19 protein-coding genes are annotated in these 19,745 nt (G+C 66.1%); 7 read left to right on the forward strand and 12 right to left on the reverse strand.

What is annotated here, in order from left to right; genetic code table 11:
* Positions 1–5 precede the first annotated feature (5 nt).
* The 9 genes from paaB to paaF all read right to left on the reverse strand — a co-directional run bounded on the left by paaB (position 6) and on the right by paaF (position 8,847).
* Positions 6–287 carry a 1,2-phenylacetyl-CoA epoxidase subunit PaaB gene (gene paaB / locus IB261_RS14450; RefSeq protein ID WP_017520939.1) on the reverse strand — a complete coding sequence of 94 codons (282 nt, stop codon included), beginning with the start codon at positions 285–287 and terminating at the stop codon, positions 6–8.
* A gap of 150 nt (positions 288–437) precedes the next feature.
* Positions 438–1,430 (reverse strand): 1,2-phenylacetyl-CoA epoxidase subunit PaaA, encoded by a 993-nt coding sequence (gene paaA / locus IB261_RS14455; protein WP_081519793.1) that lies wholly within the window; start codon positions 1,428–1,430, stop codon positions 438–440.
* A gap of 426 nt (positions 1,431–1,856) precedes the next feature.
* The gene (locus IB261_RS14460) at positions 1,857–2,210 is read right to left on the reverse strand and encodes a DUF1428 domain-containing protein (protein WP_081519794.1); all 354 of its coding nucleotides are present in this window, start codon (positions 2,208–2,210) and stop codon (positions 1,857–1,859) included.
* 361 nt (positions 2,211–2,571) lie between these two features.
* Complete coding sequence (gene paaK, locus IB261_RS14465) at positions 2,572–3,891, reverse strand: phenylacetate--CoA ligase PaaK (protein ID WP_192382373.1); 1,320 nt, start codon at positions 3,889–3,891, stop codon at positions 2,572–2,574.
* Positions 3,892–4,065: 174 nt separating this feature from the next.
* Positions 4,066–5,271 (reverse strand): 3-oxoadipyl-CoA thiolase, encoded by a 1,206-nt coding sequence (pcaF, locus tag IB261_RS14470; RefSeq protein WP_192382796.1) that lies wholly within the window; start codon positions 5,269–5,271, stop codon positions 4,066–4,068.
* Between the two features lie 5 nt (positions 5,272–5,276).
* The gene (gene paaI / locus IB261_RS14475) at positions 5,277–5,717 is read right to left on the reverse strand and encodes a hydroxyphenylacetyl-CoA thioesterase PaaI (RefSeq protein WP_225606059.1); all 441 of its coding nucleotides are present in this window, start codon (positions 5,715–5,717) and stop codon (positions 5,277–5,279) included.
* Positions 5,710–7,227 carry a 3-hydroxyacyl-CoA dehydrogenase PaaH gene (gene paaH, locus IB261_RS14480; protein WP_192382375.1) on the reverse strand — a complete coding sequence of 506 codons (1,518 nt, stop codon included), beginning with the start codon at positions 7,225–7,227 and terminating at the stop codon, positions 5,710–5,712. The genes paaI and paaH overlap by 8 nt, the downstream gene beginning before the upstream one ends.
* A 3-nt stretch (positions 7,228–7,230) precedes the next feature.
* On the reverse strand, positions 7,231–8,022 hold the full coding sequence (gene paaG, locus IB261_RS14485) for a 2-(1,2-epoxy-1,2-dihydrophenyl)acetyl-CoA isomerase PaaG (protein WP_192210686.1): 792 nt from the start codon (positions 8,020–8,022) through the stop codon (positions 7,231–7,233).
* A 51-nt stretch (positions 8,023–8,073) separates the two neighbouring features.
* Positions 8,074–8,847 carry a 2,3-dehydroadipyl-CoA hydratase PaaF gene (gene paaF, locus IB261_RS14490; protein WP_192382376.1) on the reverse strand — a complete coding sequence of 258 codons (774 nt, stop codon included), beginning with the start codon at positions 8,845–8,847 and terminating at the stop codon, positions 8,074–8,076.
* Positions 8,848–9,223: 376 nt separating this feature from the next.
* Here paaF and paaY point away from each other — a divergent pair, with 376 nt between their 5' ends.
* From paaY to IB261_RS14515, 5 genes are all read left to right on the forward strand, one after another.
* Entirely contained in the window at positions 9,224–9,841 is a 618-nt protein-coding gene (gene paaY, locus IB261_RS14495; RefSeq protein ID WP_192382378.1) for a phenylacetic acid degradation protein PaaY, read from the forward strand.
* Between the two features lie 77 nt (positions 9,842–9,918).
* Positions 9,919–10,842 carry a phenylacetic acid degradation operon negative regulatory protein PaaX gene (gene paaX / locus IB261_RS14500; protein ID WP_192210683.1) on the forward strand — a complete coding sequence of 308 codons (924 nt, stop codon included), beginning with the start codon at positions 9,919–9,921 and terminating at the stop codon, positions 10,840–10,842.
* 165 nt (positions 10,843–11,007) lie between these two features.
* Positions 11,008–11,925: a transcriptional regulator FeaR gene (gene feaR / locus IB261_RS14505; RefSeq protein ID WP_081519802.1), complete on the forward strand. Its 918-nt coding sequence runs from the start codon at positions 11,008–11,010 to the stop codon at positions 11,923–11,925.
* Positions 11,926–12,259: 334 nt separating this feature from the next.
* Positions 12,260–12,664, forward strand: a complete 405-nt coding sequence (locus IB261_RS14510; protein WP_192382380.1) for a c-type cytochrome — start codon at positions 12,260–12,262, stop codon at positions 12,662–12,664.
* Positions 12,665–12,680: 16 nt separating this feature from the next.
* Complete coding sequence (locus IB261_RS14515) at positions 12,681–14,171, forward strand: aldehyde dehydrogenase family protein (protein ID WP_192296143.1); 1,491 nt, start codon at positions 12,681–12,683, stop codon at positions 14,169–14,171.
* 327 nt (positions 14,172–14,498) lie between these two features.
* Here IB261_RS14515 and fahA read toward each other — a convergent pair whose 3' ends face one another.
* A complete protein-coding gene (gene fahA / locus IB261_RS14520; protein WP_151187022.1) occupies positions 14,499–15,803 on the reverse strand; it encodes a fumarylacetoacetase in 1,305 nt (434 codons plus the stop codon).
* Between the two features lies 1 nt (position 15,804).
* Entirely contained in the window at positions 15,805–17,097 is a 1,293-nt protein-coding gene (gene hmgA, locus IB261_RS14525) for a homogentisate 1,2-dioxygenase (protein ID WP_192382382.1), read from the reverse strand.
* 99 nt (positions 17,098–17,196) lie between these two features.
* Between hmgA and IB261_RS14530 the strand changes: the two genes are divergently transcribed.
* Positions 17,197–17,928: an IclR family transcriptional regulator gene (locus tag IB261_RS14530; protein WP_192382385.1), complete on the forward strand. Its 732-nt coding sequence runs from the start codon at positions 17,197–17,199 to the stop codon at positions 17,926–17,928.
* A gap of 91 nt (positions 17,929–18,019) precedes the next feature.
* Here IB261_RS14530 and IB261_RS14535 read toward each other — a convergent pair whose 3' ends face one another.
* The gene (locus tag IB261_RS14535; protein ID WP_081519808.1) at positions 18,020–18,913 is read right to left on the reverse strand and encodes a LysR family transcriptional regulator; all 894 of its coding nucleotides are present in this window, start codon (positions 18,911–18,913) and stop codon (positions 18,020–18,022) included.
* Between the two features lie 125 nt (positions 18,914–19,038).
* Here IB261_RS14535 and IB261_RS14540 point away from each other — a divergent pair, with 125 nt between their 5' ends.
* Entirely contained in the window at positions 19,039–19,737 is a 699-nt protein-coding gene (locus IB261_RS14540) for a CoA transferase subunit A (RefSeq protein WP_081519809.1), read from the forward strand.
* The last annotated feature ends 8 nt before the right edge of the window (positions 19,738–19,745 follow it).

The following is a 19,745-nucleotide window of genomic DNA, read 5'->3' on the forward strand; positions in this document are numbered from 1 at the left end:
GCGTCTCACATGTGGCCGACTTCGGGCGGCAGCTCGTAGAAGCTGGCGTGGCGGTACACCTTGTCCTGCGACGGGTCGAACAGTGGGTCCTTCTCGTCGGGGGAGGAGGCAGTGATCAGCGCGGAGGGCACGACCCACAGGCTGACGCCTTCGTTGCGGCGGGTGTAGAGCTCGCGGGCGTTCTCGATGGCCATGGCGGCGTCGGCGGCGTGGACGCTGCCAACGTGCTTGTGGTTCAGGCCGTGCTTGCTGCGTACAAAAACTTCAAAAAGGGTCCACTCACTCATGGCGTTCTCCTGCTCATCAGGCATGAGCTGCTGCGCGTCGGCATAACGTCGTTGGAAACAGTCCCGGGCTTGCTCATTTACAAACGTAAACTCCGCGCCCGCGCCTGTTTCCGCCTAGTTCTGCTCTAGCTCGCTAGCTCAGAGGCGGAATTAGGCTGCGTCTTTCTTCTGTTGTTGTTTGCGGGCGTAGGCGACCGCGGCTTCGCGGACCCAGGCGCCGTCTTCGATGGCCTTGCGGCGGGTGGCGACGCGCTCGGTGTTGCACGGGCCGTTGCCCTTGAGCACTTCGTAGAATTCTTCCCACTGGATGTCGCCGAAGTCGTAGTGGCCGCGTTCCTCGTTCCATTTCAGGTCCGGGTCCGGGGCGGTGCAGCCGAGCAGTTCCAGCTGCGGCACGGTCTGGTCGACGAAGCGCTGGCGCAGCTCGTCGTTGCTCTGCCGCTTGATCTTCCAGGCCATGGACTGGGCGCTGTTGGGGGAGTCGGCGTCGCTCGGGCCGAACATCATCAGGGCCGGCCACCAGAGGCGGTTTATGGCGTCCTGGACCATGTCCTTCTGCGCCTGGTTGCCGTGGCGCATCATGGTCAGGAGGATTTCGTAGCCCTGGCGCTGGTGGAAGCTCTCTTCCTTGCAGATGCGGATCATGGCGCGGGAGTAGGGGCCGTAGGAGGTGCGCTGTAGCACCACCTGGTTGACGATGGCGGCGCCGTCCACCAGCCAGCCCACTGCGCCCATGTCGGCCCAGTTCAGTGTCGGGTAATTGAAAATGCTGGAGTACTTCGCCTTGCCGCTGTGCAGCTTGGCGATCTCGGTATCACGGTCGGCGCCCAGGGTTTCCATGGCGCTGTAGAGGTAGAGGCCGTGGCCGGCTTCGTCCTGGATCTTCGCCATCAGCTGCAGCTTGCGCTTCAAGGTTGGCGCGCGGGTCACCCAGTTGCCCTCGGGCAGCATGCCGACGATCTCGGAGTGGGCGTGCTGGGAAATCTGCCGGATCAGCGTCTGGCGGTAGGCGTCGGGCATCCAGTTCTTTGCCTCGATCTTCACCTCGGCATCGATCTTTTCCTGGAAGGCGCGTTCCTCGGGGGACATCTCCTCCAGCGCCTTGATGCGCTTCACGCCGGTCTCAACCAGTTGTGCGTACATGCTGTGTCTCCAGCCTTTTGTCTTGTTCGTAGGGTGGCCTTGGCCATGGCTGTATTTTTAAATGATACAGAAATGAATGTCTAACACTAAATGATGTGTCGTAATTGGTTTGAGTATCGCTTTGGCCGGTTCTGAGGGGTTTCTGCAGGCGTGAAAAGACGCATCTACCAGGGTTAAATCTGATAAATGTGATGATTGTGCGGGTAAGATTCGGGAGATTGCGGTGTTCCATCGCGGTGCGAGGATACGCCGGTGATGGGGTTTTAAGGCGACGAAATGATACGTAAATTTTGTTTAATGCGTGAATAAGTGCGGTGTTAGGGTGGGAATTAGGGGCTGCGTTACGGTCTGGCGCCGGCCTTGCCGGCGGATCGCGGGCGTGGCCCGCTCCTACAGGGGGCGTCTGCAGGAGCGGGGCGCGGCGGGTCAGGCCTGGACGATGACGTCGAAGCCGCCGAAGATCATGCGTTGCCCGTCGAAGGGCATGTCGCTGAATTCGGTCTTCATGCGCGGGTCTTCCATGAACTGCTTCATGCCTGCATCGCGCACCTCCTTGCTCGGCCAGGTGATCCAGGAGAACACCACGGTTTCGTCCTCCTTGAGCTTCACCGCCATGGGGAAGGAGGTCACCTTGCCCTCGGGCACGTCGTTGCCCCAGCACTCCACGACGCCAAGCGCGCCGTACTCCCGGAACATCGCCGCCGCCTTGCGCGCCACCTCTATATAGCGCTCGCGCTTGGCGGTGGGCACCGGTACGAGGAAGCCATCGACATAGTTCATCGTTCATCTCCTGCGGGTGTGCAGACGGCCGGATGCCGCCTGCTTTTGAGGAATAGTCGAAGGGCGGCGTGGAGGATCGACAGGGATGGGGGATGGGGCGACGGGCGGTCGGCTGGGCGTGAAGGGGCAAGGGGCGAGCTTGCCCGCGAGCGGGCGTCAACCCGAATACTCCAGCGCTCAGGCTGTCGCAGGCATGGCCAGCTCCTACAGGCCGGCCCCGCGCTTTACCTGTAGGAGCGGGCCATGCCCGCGATCCGCCGGCAAGGCCGGCGCCAGGCGCGCTAGTGAGCGTCCCTTCGCTCCTGCGAGGAGCGCAAAAGAAAAAGCCCCGCCGAGGCGGGGCTTTCGTTCACGCGAAGACTCAGCCCTTGGGCCGATTGTCATACACGTGGCAGGCCTTGCCTTCCGAGCGCTTGAGGCTATGCGAAGGCTGCACCAGTACGCGGGCGCTGACGCCGATGTGGGTCTTGATCTGCTTGCCCAGCTCGCTGCCGATGGCTTTCTGCTCGTCCGCCGAGAGGCCTTGCAGGTCGTGGCGCAGCTCGACGTGGATGTCGATGCAGTCGAGGTTGCCGTTGCGGTGCAGGTGGATCTCGTAGCACTCGGCGAGCTGCTTGATCTTCAGGACCTGTTCCTCGACCTGGGTCGGGAAGACGTTGACGCCGCGGATGATCAGCATGTCGTCGCTGCGCCCGGTGATCTTGTCGATCCGCCGCATCGGCCGCGCGGTGCCCGGCAGCAGGCGGGTCAGGTCGCGGGTGCGATAGCGGATCATCGGCAGCGCTTCCTTGGACAGCGAGGTGAACACCAGCTCGCCGTATTCGCCGTCGGGCAGCACGGCACCGGTCGCCGGGTCGATGATCTCGGGGTAGAAGTGGTCTTCCCAGACGGTCGGGCCGTCCTTGGTCTCGGCGCACTCCATGGCCACGCCCGGGCCCATGATTTCCGAGAGGCCGTAGATGTCCAGGGCGGTGATGCCCATGCGTTCCTCGACGGCGCGGCGCAGTTCGGCGGTCCAGGGTTCGGCACCGAAGATGCCCAGGCGCAGCTTGAGGCTGTGCGGGTCGACGCCCTGGCGCTCGATCTCGTCGGCGATATTGAGCATGTAGGACGGGGTGACCATGATGATGTCCGGCTGGAAGTCGCGGATCAGTTGGACCTGCTTTTCGGTCTGGCCGCCGGACATCGGGATCACGGTGCAACCCAGGCGCTCGGCGCCGTAGTGCGCGCCCAGGCCGCCGGTGAACAGGCCGTAGCCGTAGGACACATGCACCTTGTCCCCCTTGCGGCCGCCGGCAGCGCGGATGGAGCGGGCGACCACGTTGGCCCAGGTGTCGATGTCGTTCTGCGTATAGCCGACCACGGTGGGTTTGCCGGTGGTGCCGCTGGAGGCGTGCAGGCGCACGATCTCGTTCTGCGGCACGGCGAACATGCCGTAGGGGTAGTTGTCGCGCAGGTCGTTCTTGCCGGTGAAGGGGAACCTGGCGAGATCGTCGAGGGAGGTCAGATCGTCCGGGTGTACACCGGCTTCGGCGAAGCGCTTCTGGTACAGCGGGACGTTGTCGTGGGCATGCTTGAGGCTCCAGCGCAGGCGCTCCAGCTGGTGCTCGCGCAGCTCGTCGACACTGGCGGTTTCCATCGGATCAAGCAGGGCACGTTCGGCATCATGGTACATGTTCATGGGTTCACTCGATTTGTTCTTGTACGCCAGCCCCGGTGGGGGCTGCGAGTGTCATGGGAGCAGCATAGCGCCCCCGTTCGCGGAAGGATTCGAACCCCTGCCAGAGGCTTTGCTCTGCCTGCCAGTCGCTGCACGGAGGCGACTGACGGTGCGGGGTTCGATCCTGCCGATGGATCAGATTCGTTCGATGATCAGGGCGATGCCCTGGCCGACGCCGATGCACATGGTGCACAGCGCGTAGCGGCCACCACGTTCCTCCAGCTCATGCAGGGCGGTGGTGACCAGGCGCGCGCCGCTCATGCCCAGCGGATGTCCGAGGGCGATGGCGCCGCCGTTGGGGTTCACCCGTGCGTCGTCGTCCGCCAGGCCCAGCTCGCGCAGCACGGCGAGGCCCTGGGCGGCGAAGGCTTCGTTCAGCTCGATCACGTCCATGTCGTTCAGCGACAGCCCGGCCAGCTCCAGCACCTTGCGGGTCGCCGGTACGGGGCCGATACCCATGATCCGCGGCTCGACGCCGGCGGTGGCCATGGCCACCACGCGGGCGCGGGCCTTCAGGCCGTGCCGTGCGGCGGCGGCCGGGGTTGCCATCAGCAGGGCGCAGGCGCCGTCGTTGACGCCCGAGGCGTTGCCTGCAGTGATGCTACCGCCTTCGCGGAACGGCGTGCCGAGCTTGGCCAGTTGCTCCAGGGTGGTGTCGCCACGCGGGTGTTCATCCTGCTCGACGATCTTGGCCGGCCCCTTGCGCTGGGGGATTTCCACCGGGACGATTTCCTTCGCCAGGCGACCGTTGACCTGGGCGGCGGCGGCCTTGTGCTGGCTGCGCAGGGCGAAGGCATCCTGGTCGGCGCGGCTGATGTTGAACTGCTCGGCGACGTTCTCTGCCGTTTCCGGCATGGAGTCGATGCCGAATTGCTGCTTCATCAATTTGTTGACGAAGCGCCAGCCGATGGTGGTGTCGAAGATTTCCGCGCTGCGGCCGAAGGCCTGCTCGGACTTGCCCATCACGAACGGCGCGCGGGACATGGATTCCACGCCGCCGGCCAGCATCAGGCCGGCTTCGTTGCAGCGCAGGGCGCGCGCGGCACTGCCGACGGCATCCAGGCCCGAGCCGCACAGGCGGTTCAGTGTGGTGCCGGGCACGCTCATCGGCAGGCCGGCCAGCAGCGAGGCCATGTGGGCGACGTTGCGGTTGTCTTCGCCGGCCTGGTTGGCGCAGCCGAAGATCACGTCGTCGATGGCGCTCCAGTCCAGCTCCGGGTGGCGCTGCATCAGGGCCTTCATCGGGATCGCCGCGAGGTCGTCGGCGCGCACGCCGGACAGGGCGCCGGCGTAGCGGCCGATGGGCGTGCGCACGGCGTCGATGATCAGGGCGTCGGTCATATCGCTCATTCGGAGGTCTCCTGCGCCAGCACAGTGCCGCGCACTTTGTAGGATTTGCCGTGGAACAGGGCGATCAGCTGGCCCTGGGAATTCTCGATGCGCACGTCGTAGTTGCCGGTGCGGCCGCTGCGGCTCTGCTCGAAGGCGCTGGCGATCAGCTCGTCGCCTTCGCGGGCCGGCGCCACGTAATCGATGCTGCAGCCGATGGCGACGGTGGCGTCGTTGTAGCTGTTGCAGGCGAAGGCGAAGGCCGAGTCGGCGAGGGCGAACAGGTAGCCGCCGTGGCAGGTGCCATGGCCCTGGATCATGTCCTCGCGCACCCGCATCGACAGCTTCGCGCTGCCCGGGCCGGCATCCAGCAGCTGGATGCCCATGCGGCGGGTGGCCTGGTCGCGCTCGTACATGGCCTCGGCGCAGTCGCGGGCCAGTTGGGTGGCGTCAGTCATGGAAATTCCTTCCTTCGGCATGCAGGCGGCGTAGCAGCAGGGACGGGCGATAGCGGTCCTCGCCGTAGGCGGCCTGCAGGTTGTTCAGCACGCGCAGCACGTTGCCAATGCCGATCTGCCCGGCCCAGGCCAGCGGGCCCTGCGGGTAGTTCACCCCGGCACGCATGGCGAGATCGATGTCGCCAGCGCTGCCCACGCCTTGCAGCACCGCGTCGGCGCCTTCGTTGGCGAGCATGGCGACGGTGCGCAGCACGGCGAGGCCGGGCGTGTCGCTCAGGCGGCTGGCGGCGATGCCGGCCTTGGCGAGCAGGGCGACGACCTGATCCAGCGCTGCGGGCGTGGTGTCCGTCGAGGCGGAAAGGCCCAGGCGCGAAGCCTTGCTGTAGTCCAGGGCGAGGTCGATCAGTACCAGGTTGCGCAGGCCGTCTTCCCTGGCGCGCTGGCTGGCGAGGCGGCCGTCGGACAGGGCTATTACCGCGTCACCGACCCGAAGCAGGCCGCTACCGGCGCGTTGGGTGATCTCGATACCGGCGTCTTTCAGGCGCTGCACCAGCGGTTGGGCGACGCCCAGATCACCTTCCAGTGCACAAGCGGTGACGCTGGCGCAGCTGCTCAGGCTCGTCGGCTGCGGGCGCTCGGCGCCTTCGGCGTAGTCGTAGAAGCCCCGGCCGCTCTTGCGGCCGAGGCGGCCGGCGTCCACCAGTTCCTTCTGGATCAGCGAGGGCTGGAAGCGGAAGTCGCCGTAGTAGGCAGCGAACACCGAGCAGGTGACGGCGTAGTTGACGTCATGGCCGATCAGGTCGGTCAGCTCGAAGGCGCCCATGCGGAAGCCGCCGGCGTCACGCATCAGCGCATCCAGCGTGGCGCAGTCGGCGGCGCCCTCCTGCAGCAGGCGCAGGCTTTCGGCATAGAAGGGGCGCGCCACGCGATTGACGATGAAGCCCGGTGTGGATTTGGTGTGGACCGGCTTCTTGCCCCAGGCCAGCGAGGTGGCATACAGGCTGTCGGCCAGCGTCGGGTCGGTGGCGAGGCCGGAGACGACTTCCACCAGCGCCATCAGCGGCGCCGGGTTGAAGAAGTGCATGCCGACGACCTGCTGCGGGCGCTTGAGGCCGGCGGCAAGGCTGGTGATGGACAGCGACGAGGTGTTGCTGGCGAGGATGCAGTCTTCGGCGCACAGCGCTTCGAGCTGCTGGAACAGGCCGCGCTTGACCTCCAGGTTCTCGACGATGGCCTCGATCACCAGCTTCGAGTCGGCCAGCGCCTCGATGGCTTCCGCCGGTTGCAGGCGGGCGACGATGGCGGCGCGTTCCTCGGCGGTCACTTTGCCTTTCTCCACCAGGCGGCCGAGCTGGCGGTCGATGCCGTCGATGGCCTGGGCGGCGGCGCCTGGGCGGTTGTCGTAGAGCTTCACCGGGTGCCCGGCCTGCGCGGCGACCTGGGCGATGCCCGCGCCCATGGCGCCGGCACCGATCACTGCGACTTTTGCGTCTTTCGAAAGTGCGCTCATCGATCAGCGACCCTTGAAGCTGGGGGTGCGTTTTTCCATGAAGGCGGAAACGCCCTCGCGGTAGTCTTCGCTGCGGCCGGCCAGGCGCTGCAGGTCGCGCTCCAGTTCCAGTTGCTCGTCGAAACTGTTGTTCAGGCTGGCGTTGAGGCTGCGCTTGATCAGCGCCAGGCCGTAGGTCGGCTGGGTCGCCAGGTGGCGGGCGAGCTTGAGGGCCTCCTCGCGCAGGCTGGCGTCATCCACCACCTGGTAGATCAGGCCCCATTGCTCGGCCTGCTCGGCGGAGAGGCGATTGCCCAGCAGCGCGAGCGCCTTGGCGCGGGCCATGCCGACCAGGCGCGGCAACGTCCAGGTGCCGCCGGAATCGGGAATCAGACCGATCTTGCAGAAGGCCTGGATGAAGCTGGCCGAGCGCGCCGCCAGCACCAGGTCGCAGGCCAGCGGGATGTTCGCGCCGGCACCGGCGGCCACGCCGTTGACCGCGCAGATGACTGGCAGCGGCAGGTCGCGCAGGGTGCGGATCAGCGGGTTGTAGAACTGTTCGATGGACTGGCCGAGGTCAGGCGCTTCCGCGCCGGGAGCGACGTTGCGGTCGGACAGGTCCTGCCCTGCGCAGAAGCCGCGGCCTTCGCCGGTCAGCAGCAGGACGCGGGCTTCCGGGTTCTGCCGGACCTGCTTGAGCGCCTCGCGCACTTCGCCATGCATGGCGGCGTTGAAGCTGTTGAGTTGCTCCGGGCGGTTCAGGCTGAGGAGGGCGACGCCGTCCTCGATGGAAAACAGGATGTGCTCGAAGTTCATGGGCGGACTCGCTCCAGCAATGGGCAGGCTATGGCCGGTAAAAGGGGGGATTCAGCAGCCCTGGTAGGTGGGCTTGCGCTTTTCCTGGAAGGCACGGATGCCTTCGTCGCGGTCGGCAGTGCCGGCCAGCAGGGTGAAGGCGTGGCGTTCGAAGCGCAGGCCGCTGGCGAGGTCAGTGTCCTGCGCCTTGAGCAGCGCTTCCCTGGCCAGGCGCACGGCCAGCGGAGCCTTGGCGGCGATGCTGCGGGCGATCTGCAGGGCGCGCTCGACGGTGAATTCGGGTTGGGTGACTTCGCTGACCAGGCCGGCACGCTGGGCGTGGCGGGCGTCGATGGCTTCACCGGTGAGCACCATCTGCATCGCCAGAGGCTTGCCCACGGCGCGCAGCAGGCGTTGGGTGCCGCCGGCGCCGGGCATGATGCCGAGGTTGATTTCCGGCTGGCCGAAGCGCGCGTCTTCGCCGGCCACGAGTATGTCGGCGTGCATCGCCAGCTCGCAGCCGCCGCCCAGGGCGAAGCCGTTGACGGCGGCGATCAGCGGTTTGGAGAAGGTGGCGATGCGCTGCCAGTAGCCGACGCGCGGGTCATTGAGGATGCCGACCAGGTCGCGCTCGGCCATTTCCTTGATATCGGCGCCGGCGGCGAAGGCCTTGCGGCTGCCGGTCAGGACTACGGCGCGGGTTTCGCTGTCCTGCTCGGCGGCGTCGAGTTCGGCGGCCAGTTCGCCGAGCAGTTCGGTGTTCAGGGCATTGAGCGCTTCGGGGCGCTGCAGGGTGATCAGGCGAACGCCCGCTTCAGGCATCTGAACGTCAAGGGTGCGAGGCATGACATCGTCCTCAGGCTGCACGCACGGCTTCGTGGCCGGCTGTATTGGAATTATGGGAGGCAGGCGTTGCCCGTCTCCGGCCTTTCCGCAGTATAGGCCTAAAGCGATACGGAAAAACAACTACAAAAGTTGAATCGCGTGTCTAAAGTATTTCTGTCGATGCCACCGGATAGGTAGTTGAAGAAGCTGAAAACGCTCTTCAGTGCAGCGTAATTGCTGGTTTTGTGGGCATTTTTGCCGTCCTTGCGATATCGATGGGAAGTGATACGTCAGATTTAGATTGGAGGTACTTGCGTTGATGTGATACAAGATTTTCAAAAGAACAGATCGCTTTGTGCGGTGATGCCGAACGCTGGCAGCGCCGCAGGAGAACCCGATGCCCTGCTACAGCCTCGAAGGCGTGCGCCCGGTCGTTCATCCGACCGCTTATGTCCATCCCACCGCCGTGCTGATCGGCGACGTCATCGTCGGCCCCGGCTGTTATGTCGGCCCATTGGCGGCGCTGCGCGGCGACTTCGGACGGATCGTCCTCGAAGAAGGCGCGAACCTTCAGGACACCTGCGTCATGCACGGGTTCCCGGACAGCGACACCGTCGTTGAGCGCAACGGCCACATCGGTCATGGCGCGGTGTTGCACGGCTGCCGTATCGGCGAGGATGCCCTGGTGGGGATGAATGCCGTGGTGATGGATTATGCGCAGATCGGTTCACGCTCCATCGTTTCAGCCGCCGCCTTCGTCAAGGCCAAGTTCGATTGCCCGCCGCAAAGCCTGGTGATGGGCGCGCCGGCCAGCGTCAAGCGCAGCCTGAGCGACGAAGAGATCGCCTGGAAGCGCCGCGGCACCGAGGAATACCAGGCGCTGGCCAGGCGCTGCATCGAAAGCCTGGTGGAATGCCAGCCGCTGGCGGAAATAGAAGAAGCGCGTCCGCGCCTGGGTGATTCCGGTTTCCGGCCCAAGGCCGAGACAGGGGCAGGGGCAGGGAAGGGCGCATGAGTACTGGGGTTCGCTCCAATGGCCAGGCGGTGCGGCGGGCAGGTATAGTCGCCGCTCCTTCGACTGCGCAACATGCCATGACCGCTCTAGCACCGCTGAATCAGCTGATCAATCGCTTCCAGGAGCAGACGCCGATCCGCGCCAGCTCGCTGATCATCACCCTCTATGGCGATGCCATCGAACCCCATGGCGGCACCGTCTGGCTGGGCAGCCTGATCAATCTGCTGGAGCCGTTCGGCATCAACGAGCGGCTGATCCGCACCTCGATCTTCCGCCTGACCAAGGAAGACTGGCTGACCGCCGAGAAGGTCGGCCGGCGCAGCTACTACAGCCTGACCGGCACCGGCCGGCGGCGCTTCGAGAAGGCCTTCAAGCGCGTCTACAGCTCCAGCCTGCCGGCCTGGGACGGTTCCTGGACCCTGGTGATGCTCTCGCAGATCGCCGCCGACAAGCGCAAGCAGGTCCGCGAGGAGCTGGAATGGCAAGGCTTCGGCGCGCTCTCGCCGACCGTCATGGCCTGTCCGCGGGCCGACCGCAGCGACGTCATGGCGACCCTGCAGGACCTCGACGTGGCCGATGACTGCATCGTCTTCGAGACCCGTGCCCAGGACGTGCTGGCGTCCCGCGCCATGCGCATGCAGGTGCGCGAGAGCTGGAAGATCGACGAACTCGGTGAGCACTACAGCGAATTCATCCAGCTGTTCCGCCCGCTCTGGCAAGCGCTGCGCGAGCAGGACCAGCTGCGTCCGGAAGACTGCTTCCTGGCGCGCACCCTGTTGATCCACGAATACCGCCGGCTGCTCCTGCGTGACCCACAACTGCCCGACGAACTGCTGCCGGGGGATTGGGAAGGGCGCGCGGCGCGGCAGCTGTGCCGCAACATCTACCGACTGATCCACGCCAAGGCCGAGGACTGGCTGAACCGCAACCTGGAGACCGCCGACGGCCCGCTACCGGACGTCGGCGAGAGCTTCTACAAGCGCTTCGGCGGATTGAACTGACAGGAGTTGGCGTGAAAAATGCCTCTCGCTTTGCAACGCTGCGGTTGCAGGGCGGGGACAGCGCGGTGCGACCTTCCTTATAGAAGGCGGCCGCGAACGATGACGACAGGCCCTGGAGGCCGTCGCTGAATAACAACAAACAATGCGTGTGAGGCTTTGCAGGTCATGAATTCTTCATCGACATTGAGGGATGACGCTTTCGAGGCGTGGCTGGGACAGGTCAACCGGGCGTGCGGTCGTTTCGATGCGCGCACCCTCGGCCCCCAGTTCCATGGACGGTTGCGCGAATACCAGGGCGGTGCGATCAAGCTTTCCGTGGTCGACATGGCCCAGGTGCACCTGTACCGGACCAGCAAGGAAGTCGGCACCAGCGCCGGCGGGCACTATTACGCGGTGTTCCAGCTCGAAGGGCGCTCGCGCCTGGAACAGGGCGACAACCGCGTGGAACTGTCGCGCGGCGACATCAGCCTGATCGACGCCAGCCGGCCCAGCGACATGACCTACCTGGAGGAATCCCGGCAGCTCTCGCTGATCCTGCCGCGCCAGGTGATCGAGCGCGGGCTGCGCATGTCCGAAGTGACCTGCGCGTCGAAGATCCCGGCCAGCTCGCCGATCGCCGTGCTCGCCAACCGCCTGATCGTCGAGACCAGCCAGCAGGAAAGCCTCGGCATGCTGGAAAGCGAGGCGACCCTGGACGCCCTGGTGACGCTGCTGCGCCCTGCGCTGGCCAGCCAGGACGCCGAGCAGGACAACCACGAACGCATGTTCCGCAAGGCCACGGCCTTCATCGACCAGCACATCGGCGCCGAAGAGCTCTGCCCCGAGCTGATCGCCCGTGAAGTGGGCATCTCGGTGCGCGGCCTGTACCGCATGTTCGCCAAGAAGGGCCTGGTGGTGGCGCAGTACATCAAGAACCGCCGCCTGGACTTCTGTGCCGAGACTCTGCGCAACGCCCAGTTCGAGCAGAAGCTGTCGGCGCTCGGTTACGCGTGGGGCTTCTCCGATTCGAGCTACTTCTCCACGGCCTTCAAGGGCCGCTTCGGGGTGTCGCCGGGCGAGTACCGCAAGCGTTACGCGAATTGACTCGGGTGGTGGACGGCGATACCCGGCGGCCTTGTGCTGCCTATTGATGGGTATCGCTGCGCTCCACGCCATCCTACGTAAACGCCCGCTTGCACCACCGTCCCCCGACTGCCCCTTGTCGGATGGGTGGAGCGCAGCGATACCCATGCTGCCTGCCGCCGGCTCATACGCTAGCCGGTTTCGCCCCATGACCCTCGTCACCTGAGCGCCACCTTGGCACTCCCGCCAACACGTCTGGCACAGAGGAAAAGACCCTCCCCGACGCCGCTGGCAACAATCACCTTCGATGACGCGCGCCATCCGGCCGCAAGCTGTACTCGAAGGTGATTTCCCGATGTCCCGCAACAAGCTCCGATTCCGCGCCCTCGGCCTGCTGCTGGCCGGCGCGCTGCTGCAACCGGTCCTGGCGTTCGCCGGTGAATGCCCGGCCAGCGACGCCCAGCAGGGCGAAACGGTCTTCGCCCGCGACTGCTCGATCTGCCACACCGCCAAGGCCGACGGCCCCGGCATGATGGGTCCCAACCTGCATGGCGTGGTCGGCCGCATGGCCGGTTCGCTCGCCGGCTTCAGCTATTCCCAGGCGATGAAAGGCAAGGGTGCGGCCTGGTCGCGCGACAACCTCGATGCCTTCGTCAGCCAGCCCCAGGCCGCTGTGCCCGGAACCTACATGCCCTTCGCAGGCCTGGCCGACGCGGCCGAGCGGCGGGCGCTCACCTGCTGGCTGAGCCAGCAGCACTGATCAATCAGGAGAGACCATGAACGTCACACAGACCCTGCCTCAGGTCACTGCCTTCCTGGCACGCAAGCATGGCTGCTTCATCGACGGCGCCTGGGTGGTGCCCGAGGGCGCCCGCACCGACGTGCTGAACCCGGCCACCGGCGAGGCGATCTCCAGCGTCGCCGACATCGATACCGACCTGCTTGACCGCGCCGTGAAATCTGCCCAGGCGGCCTACAAATCCCGCGTCTGGGCCGACCTGCGCCCGGCCGACCGCGAGCGCATCCTGCTGCGCTTCGCCGACCTGGTGGAAGCCAATGGCGAGGAACTGGCCCAGCTGGAAACCCTCAGCCAGGGCAAGTCGATCAACATCTCGCGCATGCTGGATGTCGGCGCCACCGTCGAATTCATGCGCTACATGGCCGGCTGGGCGACCAAGATCGAAGGGCAGTCGCTGAACGTCTCCATCCCGCTGCCGCCCGGCGCCAAGTTCACCGCCTACACCCGCCGCGAGCCGCTGGGCGTGGTCGCCGGCATCGTGCCGTGGAACTTCCCGCTGATGATCGCCGTGTGGAAGCTGATCCCGGCGCTGGCCACCGGCAACAGCGTGGTGATCAAGCCCGCCTCGGAAACTCCGCTGACCGCTCTGCGCCTGGCCGAACTGGCCTTCGAGGCCGGTGTGCCGGCTGGCGTGTTCAACCTGGTGACCGGCGACGGCCCGCGCATCGGTGGCGGCCTGGCCAGCCACAAGCTGGTCAACAAGGTCTCCTTCACCGGTTCCACCGCAGTGGGTCGCAGCGTCGGCCTGGCCGCCGTGCAGAACATGACCCGCTTCGCCCTGGAGCTGGGCGGCAAGAACCCGATGATCGTCCTCGCCGACGCCAACATCGACAACGCCGTGCAAGGCGCGCTGCTGGGCGGCCTGCTGAACAACGGCCAGGTCTGCGCCGCGGCGTCGCGTTTCTACGTGCACCGCTCGCGTTACGACGAGTTCGTCGAGAAGCTGGCCGCCGCGGTCGCCGGCATGAGCCTGGGCGAGGGCATGGACCCGACTGCGCAGATCAACCCGCTGGTTTCCGCCAAGCAGCAGCGCAGCGTGCTCGACCACATCGCCCGTGCCGGCGAGCAGGGCGCGCGCATCGTCTGTGGTGGCGAGCAGGTTGGTGGAAGTGGTTTCTACGTGCAGCCCACCGTGCTGGCCGACGTGACCATGCAGATGGCCGTGGCCCGCGACGAAGTGTTCGGCCCGGTGCTGGCGGTCCTGCCGTTCGACGAGGACGAACAGGCCATCGCGATGGCCAACGACAGCGAATACGGCCTGGGCGCGAGCCTGTGGACCAACGACCTTTCGAAGGCGATGAACATGGTCCCGCGCATCGAGTCCGGCACCGTGTGGGTCAACGCCCATGTGCTGCTCGACCCGAGCATGCCCTTCGGCGGCGTCAAGCAGTCGGGCATGGGCCGCGAGTTCGGCCGCGCCGTGGTCGAGGCCTATACCGAGATCAAGTCGGTGTGCATCGCGCACTGATTGATAGTGAGAGCAACACCCTCGTTTAGCAGCGGGCCTTCGGGCCCGTTTTTTTTGCGCAGAACTTGGTAGGAGAACACCTGTAGGAGCGAGCTTGCTCGCGAACCGCCCAGCCGCAGCGGAGAGCGGCGTGTTGATCGGTAGGATGGGTGGAACGCAGCGATACCCATGCTGATGGCGCAGGGCATTGATGGGTATCGCTGCGCTCCACGCCATCCTACTCGGAGTGACATGGAGGGTAGGGCGCATAACCTGTAACAGGTTATCCGCCAGCTGCACGGCGGATAACGCTGGGGCGTTATGCGCCCTACGGAGTGAGCGACGGCCTTAGTGGGCCGGCAGGATCCGCCCACGGCATTCGCCGAAGCCGATGGAGGCATGGCCCTCGCGGCGGCAGCGGGCGCGCAGGATGATCTCGTCGCCGTCCTCGAGGAAACGCCGTTCCTCACCGTTGGCCAGCATTACCGGCTGCTTTCCACCAAAGGTCATTTCCAGCAGGCTGCCGAAGCTGTCCGGGGTTTCCCCGGAGAGGGTGCCGGAGCCGAACAGGTCGCCGGCCTGCAGACGGCAGCCGTTGACGCTGTGGTGCGCCACCATCTGCGCGACGGTCCAGTACATGTTCAGCGTGCTGCTCAGGGCGATGCGCTCCGGGGCCTGGTGTTCGCGGCGCATGCGCGCAGTGTGCAGCAGGACTTCCAGCTCTATATCCAGTGCGCCGCGCTGCTGGTCGCCTTCGTCGTAAAGGTACGGCAGCGGCTGCGGGTCGCCTTCCGGGCGGGCCGGCTGGGCGACGCGGAACGGTTCCAGCGCCTCGGCGGTGACCACCCAGGGTGACACCGTGGTGGCGAAGCTTTTCGACAGGAACGGCCCCAGCGGCTGGTATTCCCAGGCCTGCACGTCACGCGCGGACCAGTCGTTGAGCAGGCAGAAGCCGGCGATGTGGCCGGACGCGGCGTTGATCGGGATGGCCTTGCCCTGGTCATTGCCCTGGCCGATCCAGATGCCCAGCTCCAGTTCCAGGTCCATCCGCGCGCAGGGGCCGAACACCGGCACGTCGAGGCCGGCGGGCAGGGTCTGGCCGTTGGGGCGACGCACCTCGGTGCCTGACGGCACGATGGTCGAGGCACGGCCGTGGTAGCCGATGGGCACGTACTTGTAGTTGGGCAGCAGCGGGTTGTCCGGGCGGAACAGCTTGCCGACGTTCTGCGCGTGATGGATGCCGACGTAGAAGTCGGTGTAGTCGCCCACCTTGGCCGGCAGGTGCATGCGGCACGCAGCCTGCGGCTTGAGCAGCGCGGCGCCCAGGTGCTCCATGCGCTTCTGTTCGCCGCTGCCTTCGCTGAGCAGGTGGATCAGCGCGTCGCGCAGGGTGCGGCGCGCCGTGGGGCCTGCGGCGAAGAAGGCGTTCAGGCTGTCGCCGCTGGCCACTAGCGCGGCCTGGTGTGCGGCGCCATGGAACAGGCCGGCCTCGCAGGCGGTCTTCAGGTCGAAGATGTAGTCGCCAATGGCGACACCGCCACGGGGCGAGTCGCCCGGCGGGCTGAACACGCCCAGCGGCAGGTTCTGCAGGGGGAAGTCCGGGTGGCCGTTGGCCGATTCGATCCAGCTTTGTGCGTTGTGGGCGGCGCTCATGTTACTGCTCCTGGGAAGGGTCGAAGGTCTTCTGCATGCCGCTCCAGCAGCTGTCGTAGTCACGCTGCAGCTGCGGGCAGTCGAGGGCGAAGCGGCTGGGGCGCAGCACACGGCCGGTCTCGAACATGAAGGCCATGGTCTTGTCGATCTTGTGGGGTTTGAGGTCGGCGGCAATCGCCTGCACGGTGGTGGCGTTGTCCGGGCCGTGGGCGCTCATGCAGTTGTGCAGCGAGGCGCCGCCGGGGACGAAACCGTCGGCCTTGGCGTCGTACACGCCCTGGATCAGGCCCATGAATTCGTTCATCAGGTTGCGGTGGAACCACGGCGGACGGAAGGTGCTTTCGGCCACCATCCAGCGCGGCGGGAAGATCACGAAGTCCATGTTGGCCATGCCGTGGGTGTCGCTGGGCGAGGTCAGCACGGTGAAGATGGACGGGTCCGGGTGGTCGTAACTGATCGAGCCGATGGTGTTGAAGCGGCGCAGGTCAAACTTGTACGGCACGTTGTTGCCGTGCCAGGCGACCACGTCCAGCGGCGAGTGGTCGAGCTGGGTGGCCCAGAGTTCGCCGAGGAACTTCTGCACCAGTTGCACCGGGCCTTCCACGTCCTCGTAGTGCGCCACCGGGGCAAGGAAGTCGCGGGCGTTGGCCAGGCCATTGCTGCCGATGGGGCCGAGGTCGGGCAGGCGCAGCGCGGCGCCGTGGTTTTCCGCTACATAGCCGGCGGCCCCGGCTTCCAGCAGCTCGACGCGCAGACGCATGCCGCGGGGGATCACGGCGATCTCCAGCGGCTCCAGTTCCAGCACGCCCAGCTCGGTGAGCAGGCGCAGGCGGCCGGCCTGGGGCACGATCAGCAGCTCGCCATCGGCGTTGAAGAACACCCGGCGCATCGAGATGTTGGCGCGATAGGCGTACAGGCTGACGCCGCTGCAGGCCTCGGCTTCGGCGTTGGCGGCCATGCATAGCAGGCCGTCGACGAAGTCGGTAGGCTCCTCGGGCGTCGCGAAGCTGTTCCAGCGCAGGCGGTTGGGAGTGACCGGGCCGAGGGCGGTGCCGGTGATCTGCCGCTCCAAGCGCTCGAAGCGCGGGTGCGCGGCGGACGGCCGGATGCGGTACATCCAGGTACGCCGGGCCTCGCTGCGCGGGACGGTGAAGGCGGTGCCGGAGAACTGCTCGGCGTAGAGCCCCAGCGGCACCTGCTGCGGCGAATTCATGCCCACGGGCAGGGCGCCCGGCAGGGCCTCGCTGGCGAATTCGTTGCCGAACCCGGATTGGTAGGCAGGAGAGGCGGTCATGGTGGTTTCACTCTTGTTATCGTAATTGGATTACGATTAACGTAATTTCGTGACGGCGGGCCGTCAAGTCCGTCTGGGGGTTCCTTTAAGTTGAAGACCATGAACGACGCAGAAGACTCCGTCCCGACGAAGGGCGCCAAGGTGCAATCCGCCGAGGTGGGCACGCAGATTCTCAAGGCCCTGGCGGACCTTGCGCCGAGCACCTCGCTCAAGCACCTGGGCGAGTACCTGGACATGCCGGCAGCCAAGGTCCATCGCTACCTGCAGGCGTTGATCGCCAGCGGCTTCGCCGAGCAGGACCCGCTGACCAACCATTACGGCCTGGGACGCGAGGCGTTGTACGTCGGGCTGGCGGCGATCCGCCGGCTGGACGTGGTGAAGGTTGCGAGCCCGGTGCTGGCCGAGTTGCGCGATGTGCTGGGGCAGACCTGCTTCCTCGCCATCTGGGGCAGCCACGGGCCCACCGTGGTGCAGGTGGAGCCGGCCCAGGGCATGGTCACGCTGGTGACCCAGGTCGGCTCGGTGCTGCCGCTGCACGGATCGTCCACCGGGCTGGTGTTCGCGGCCTTCAAGGATGGGCTGGAGGAGGGCGCTGATTTGGCGGTGCTGGAAGGCATTCGCAGCGAAGGCCTGCATGCCATCCACGGCCTGCTGATGCCGGGGGTGAATGCGCTGTCGGTGCCGCTGTTCAAGACCGGCCGGGAACTGGCCGGGGTGATTACCGTGGTCGGTTCGCAGGCGAGCTTTGCCGCCGAAGCTCACGGCGACGCGGCGCGGACCCTGCTGGAGTTGGCGCGGGAGGTGAGTTTGCGGATGGGGGGGGAGGTTTGAAGTCGATCAGCCAGGGAGTCGAACTGTAGGAGCGGGCCATGCCCGCGATCGCGCGCATGGCGCGCTCCTGCAAGGTGCGCGCGGAGTTCGCTCACTCCCGCTCCATCCCCGCCCAATCCGTCCCGTTCACCAGCACATCGCCCAGCGCCTGCGCGGCACTGGAGAGCTTGTGCTCCGTCAGGCAGAACAGCCCCACCCGGCGCTCGATGCGCGGTTCGTCGAGCGCCACGCAACGCGCGCCCAGCTCCTCCATCTGCTGCCGGCACAGGCGCGGCACGGCGCTCACACCCAGCCCTTCGGCCACCATCCGGCCCACGGTCACCAACTGATGGCTTTCGAACGCCACCGGCAGTCGCCCCTGCAACCGGTCTTCCAGTAGCAGACGCACGGCTGACGGGCGTTGCAGGGTAATGAAATGGTCTTCCAGCAACTGCTCCCAGGTGATCCGGGATTCGTTCGCCAGCGCTGAATCCGCTGGCAGCACCGCGACGAAACGGTCGGTGTAGAAAGGCGTGAAGGTCAGCCCGTCGAGGCTGTCCGGCTCCAGGGCGATGCCCAGTTCCACCCGGTGGTTGCGCACCATCTCCAGCACCTGCTCGTTGATCACGTCGTGTACCGCCACGTTCACCTTCGGGTGGCGGTCGCGGAAGGTGCGCAGCACGGCGGGCAGCAGGTTGCCGGCAAAGGAGGGCATGGCGGCGATGGAGACCCTGCCCAGCTGCAGGGTGAAGTGCTGGTGCATCACTTCCTCGGCGTTGTCCCAGTCCGCCAGCAGGCGGCGTGCCAGGGGCAGCAGTGTTTCGCCCTCCGGCGTCAGCGCCACGCTGCGGGTGGTGCGCACCAGCAACTGGCCGCCCAGGGACTCTTCCAGGCTCTTGATCGCCAGGCTCAGTGCCGGCTGCGACAGGTGCAGGCGCTCACAGGCCTGGGCGAAGCTCAGGCTCTGGGCGACGGCGAGGAAGGCGCGCAGTTGCTTGACGGTCATATTGATAAGCAAATCGGATTAATTGATTGGAAAAACAAACTTAACAAATCAGTCGCCGCCGGTGAAGCTGCAGACGCTCTCTGACCACTGAGTCGGACATTCCAAATACAAGAGGCAGCAGCAACATGGCAGGACTCGACAAGCGTGTAGGCAGTTACGAGGAAGCCCTCGCCGGGCTCACCGACGACATGACGGTACTGGCGGGCGGATTCGGCATCTGCGGCATCCCGGAAAACCTCATCGCGCACATCCGCAAGCTGGGCGTGAAGGGCCTGACCGTGGTCTCCAACAACTGCGGCATCGACGGCTTCGGCCTCGGCGTGCTGCTGGAGGACCGCCAGATCCGCAAGATGATCGCGTCCTACGTTGGCGAGAACGCGCTGTTCGAGCAGCAGCTGCTGTCCGGTGAACTGGAGGTCGAACTGACCCCGCAGGGCACCCTGGCGGAAAAACTTCGTGCTGGCGGCGCCGGCATCCCGGCCTTCTTCACCGCCACCGGCTACGGCACCCCGGTCGCCGACGGCAAGGAAGTGCGCGAGTTCGACGGCCGCCACTACGTGATGGAGCGCGCCATTACCGGCGACTTCGCCATCGTCAAGGGCTGGAAGGCCGACCACTATGGCAACGTCATCTACCGCCACACCGCGCAGAACTTCAATCCGGTAGTCGCCACAGCAGGCCGCATCACGGTCGTCGAGGTGGAGGAGATCGTCGAGCCGGGTGAACTGGACCCGACCCAGATACACACCCCCGGCATCTACGTCGACCGCATCATCCAAGGCACCTTCGAGAAGCGCATCGAGAAGCGCACCGTTCGTTCCTGAGCCCACCG

Origin of the sequence: Pseudomonas sp. PDM20, assembly GCF_014852575.3 — a bacterium.
In the GTDB taxonomy this organism is placed as follows: Bacteria; Pseudomonadota; Gammaproteobacteria; order Pseudomonadales; family Pseudomonadaceae; genus Pseudomonas.

Bases quoted from the DNA above. Each gene is read 5' to 3' on its own strand.
- paaB (WP_017520939.1), bottom strand. From the start codon at position 287: ATGAGTGAGTGGACCCTTTTTGAAGTTTTTGTACGCAGCAAGCACGGC.
- paaA (WP_081519793.1), bottom strand. From the start codon at position 1,430: ATGTACGCACAACTGGTTGAGACCGGCGTGAAGCGCATCAAGGCGCTG.
- IB261_RS14460 (WP_081519794.1), bottom strand. From the start codon at position 2,210: ATGAACTATGTCGATGGCTTCCTCGTACCGGTGCCCACCGCCAAGCGC.
- paaK (WP_192382373.1), bottom strand. From the start codon at position 3,891: ATGAACATGTACCATGATGCCGAACGTGCCCTGCTTGATCCGATGGAA.
- pcaF (WP_192382796.1), bottom strand. From the start codon at position 5,271: ATGACCGACGCCCTGATCATCGACGCCGTGCGCACGCCCATCGGCCGC.
- paaI (WP_225606059.1), bottom strand. From the start codon at position 5,717: ATGACTGACGCCACCCAACTGGCCCGCGACTGCGCCGAGGCCATGTAC.
- paaH (WP_192382375.1), bottom strand. From the start codon at position 7,227: ATGAGCGCACTTTCGAAAGACGCAAAAGTCGCAGTGATCGGTGCCGGC.
- paaG (WP_192210686.1), bottom strand. From the start codon at position 8,022: ATGAACTTCGAGCACATCCTGTTTTCCATCGAGGACGGCGTCGCCCTC.
- paaF (WP_192382376.1), bottom strand. From the start codon at position 8,847: ATGCCTCGCACCCTTGACGTTCAGATGCCTGAAGCGGGCGTTCGCCTG.
- paaY (WP_192382378.1), top strand. From the start codon at position 9,224: ATGCCCTGCTACAGCCTCGAAGGCGTGCGCCCGGTCGTTCATCCGACC.
- paaX (WP_192210683.1), top strand. From the start codon at position 9,919: ATGACCGCTCTAGCACCGCTGAATCAGCTGATCAATCGCTTCCAGGAG.
- feaR (WP_081519802.1), top strand. From the start codon at position 11,008: ATGAATTCTTCATCGACATTGAGGGATGACGCTTTCGAGGCGTGGCTG.
- IB261_RS14510 (WP_192382380.1), top strand. From the start codon at position 12,260: ATGTCCCGCAACAAGCTCCGATTCCGCGCCCTCGGCCTGCTGCTGGCC.
- IB261_RS14515 (WP_192296143.1), top strand. From the start codon at position 12,681: ATGAACGTCACACAGACCCTGCCTCAGGTCACTGCCTTCCTGGCACGC.
- fahA (WP_151187022.1), bottom strand. From the start codon at position 15,803: ATGAGCGCCGCCCACAACGCACAAAGCTGGATCGAATCGGCCAACGGC.
- hmgA (WP_192382382.1), bottom strand. From the start codon at position 17,097: ATGACCGCCTCTCCTGCCTACCAATCCGGGTTCGGCAACGAATTCGCC.
- IB261_RS14530 (WP_192382385.1), top strand. From the start codon at position 17,197: ATGAACGACGCAGAAGACTCCGTCCCGACGAAGGGCGCCAAGGTGCAA.
- IB261_RS14535 (WP_081519808.1), bottom strand. From the start codon at position 18,913: ATGACCGTCAAGCAACTGCGCGCCTTCCTCGCCGTCGCCCAGAGCCTG.
- IB261_RS14540 (WP_081519809.1), top strand. From the start codon at position 19,039: ATGGCAGGACTCGACAAGCGTGTAGGCAGTTACGAGGAAGCCCTCGCC.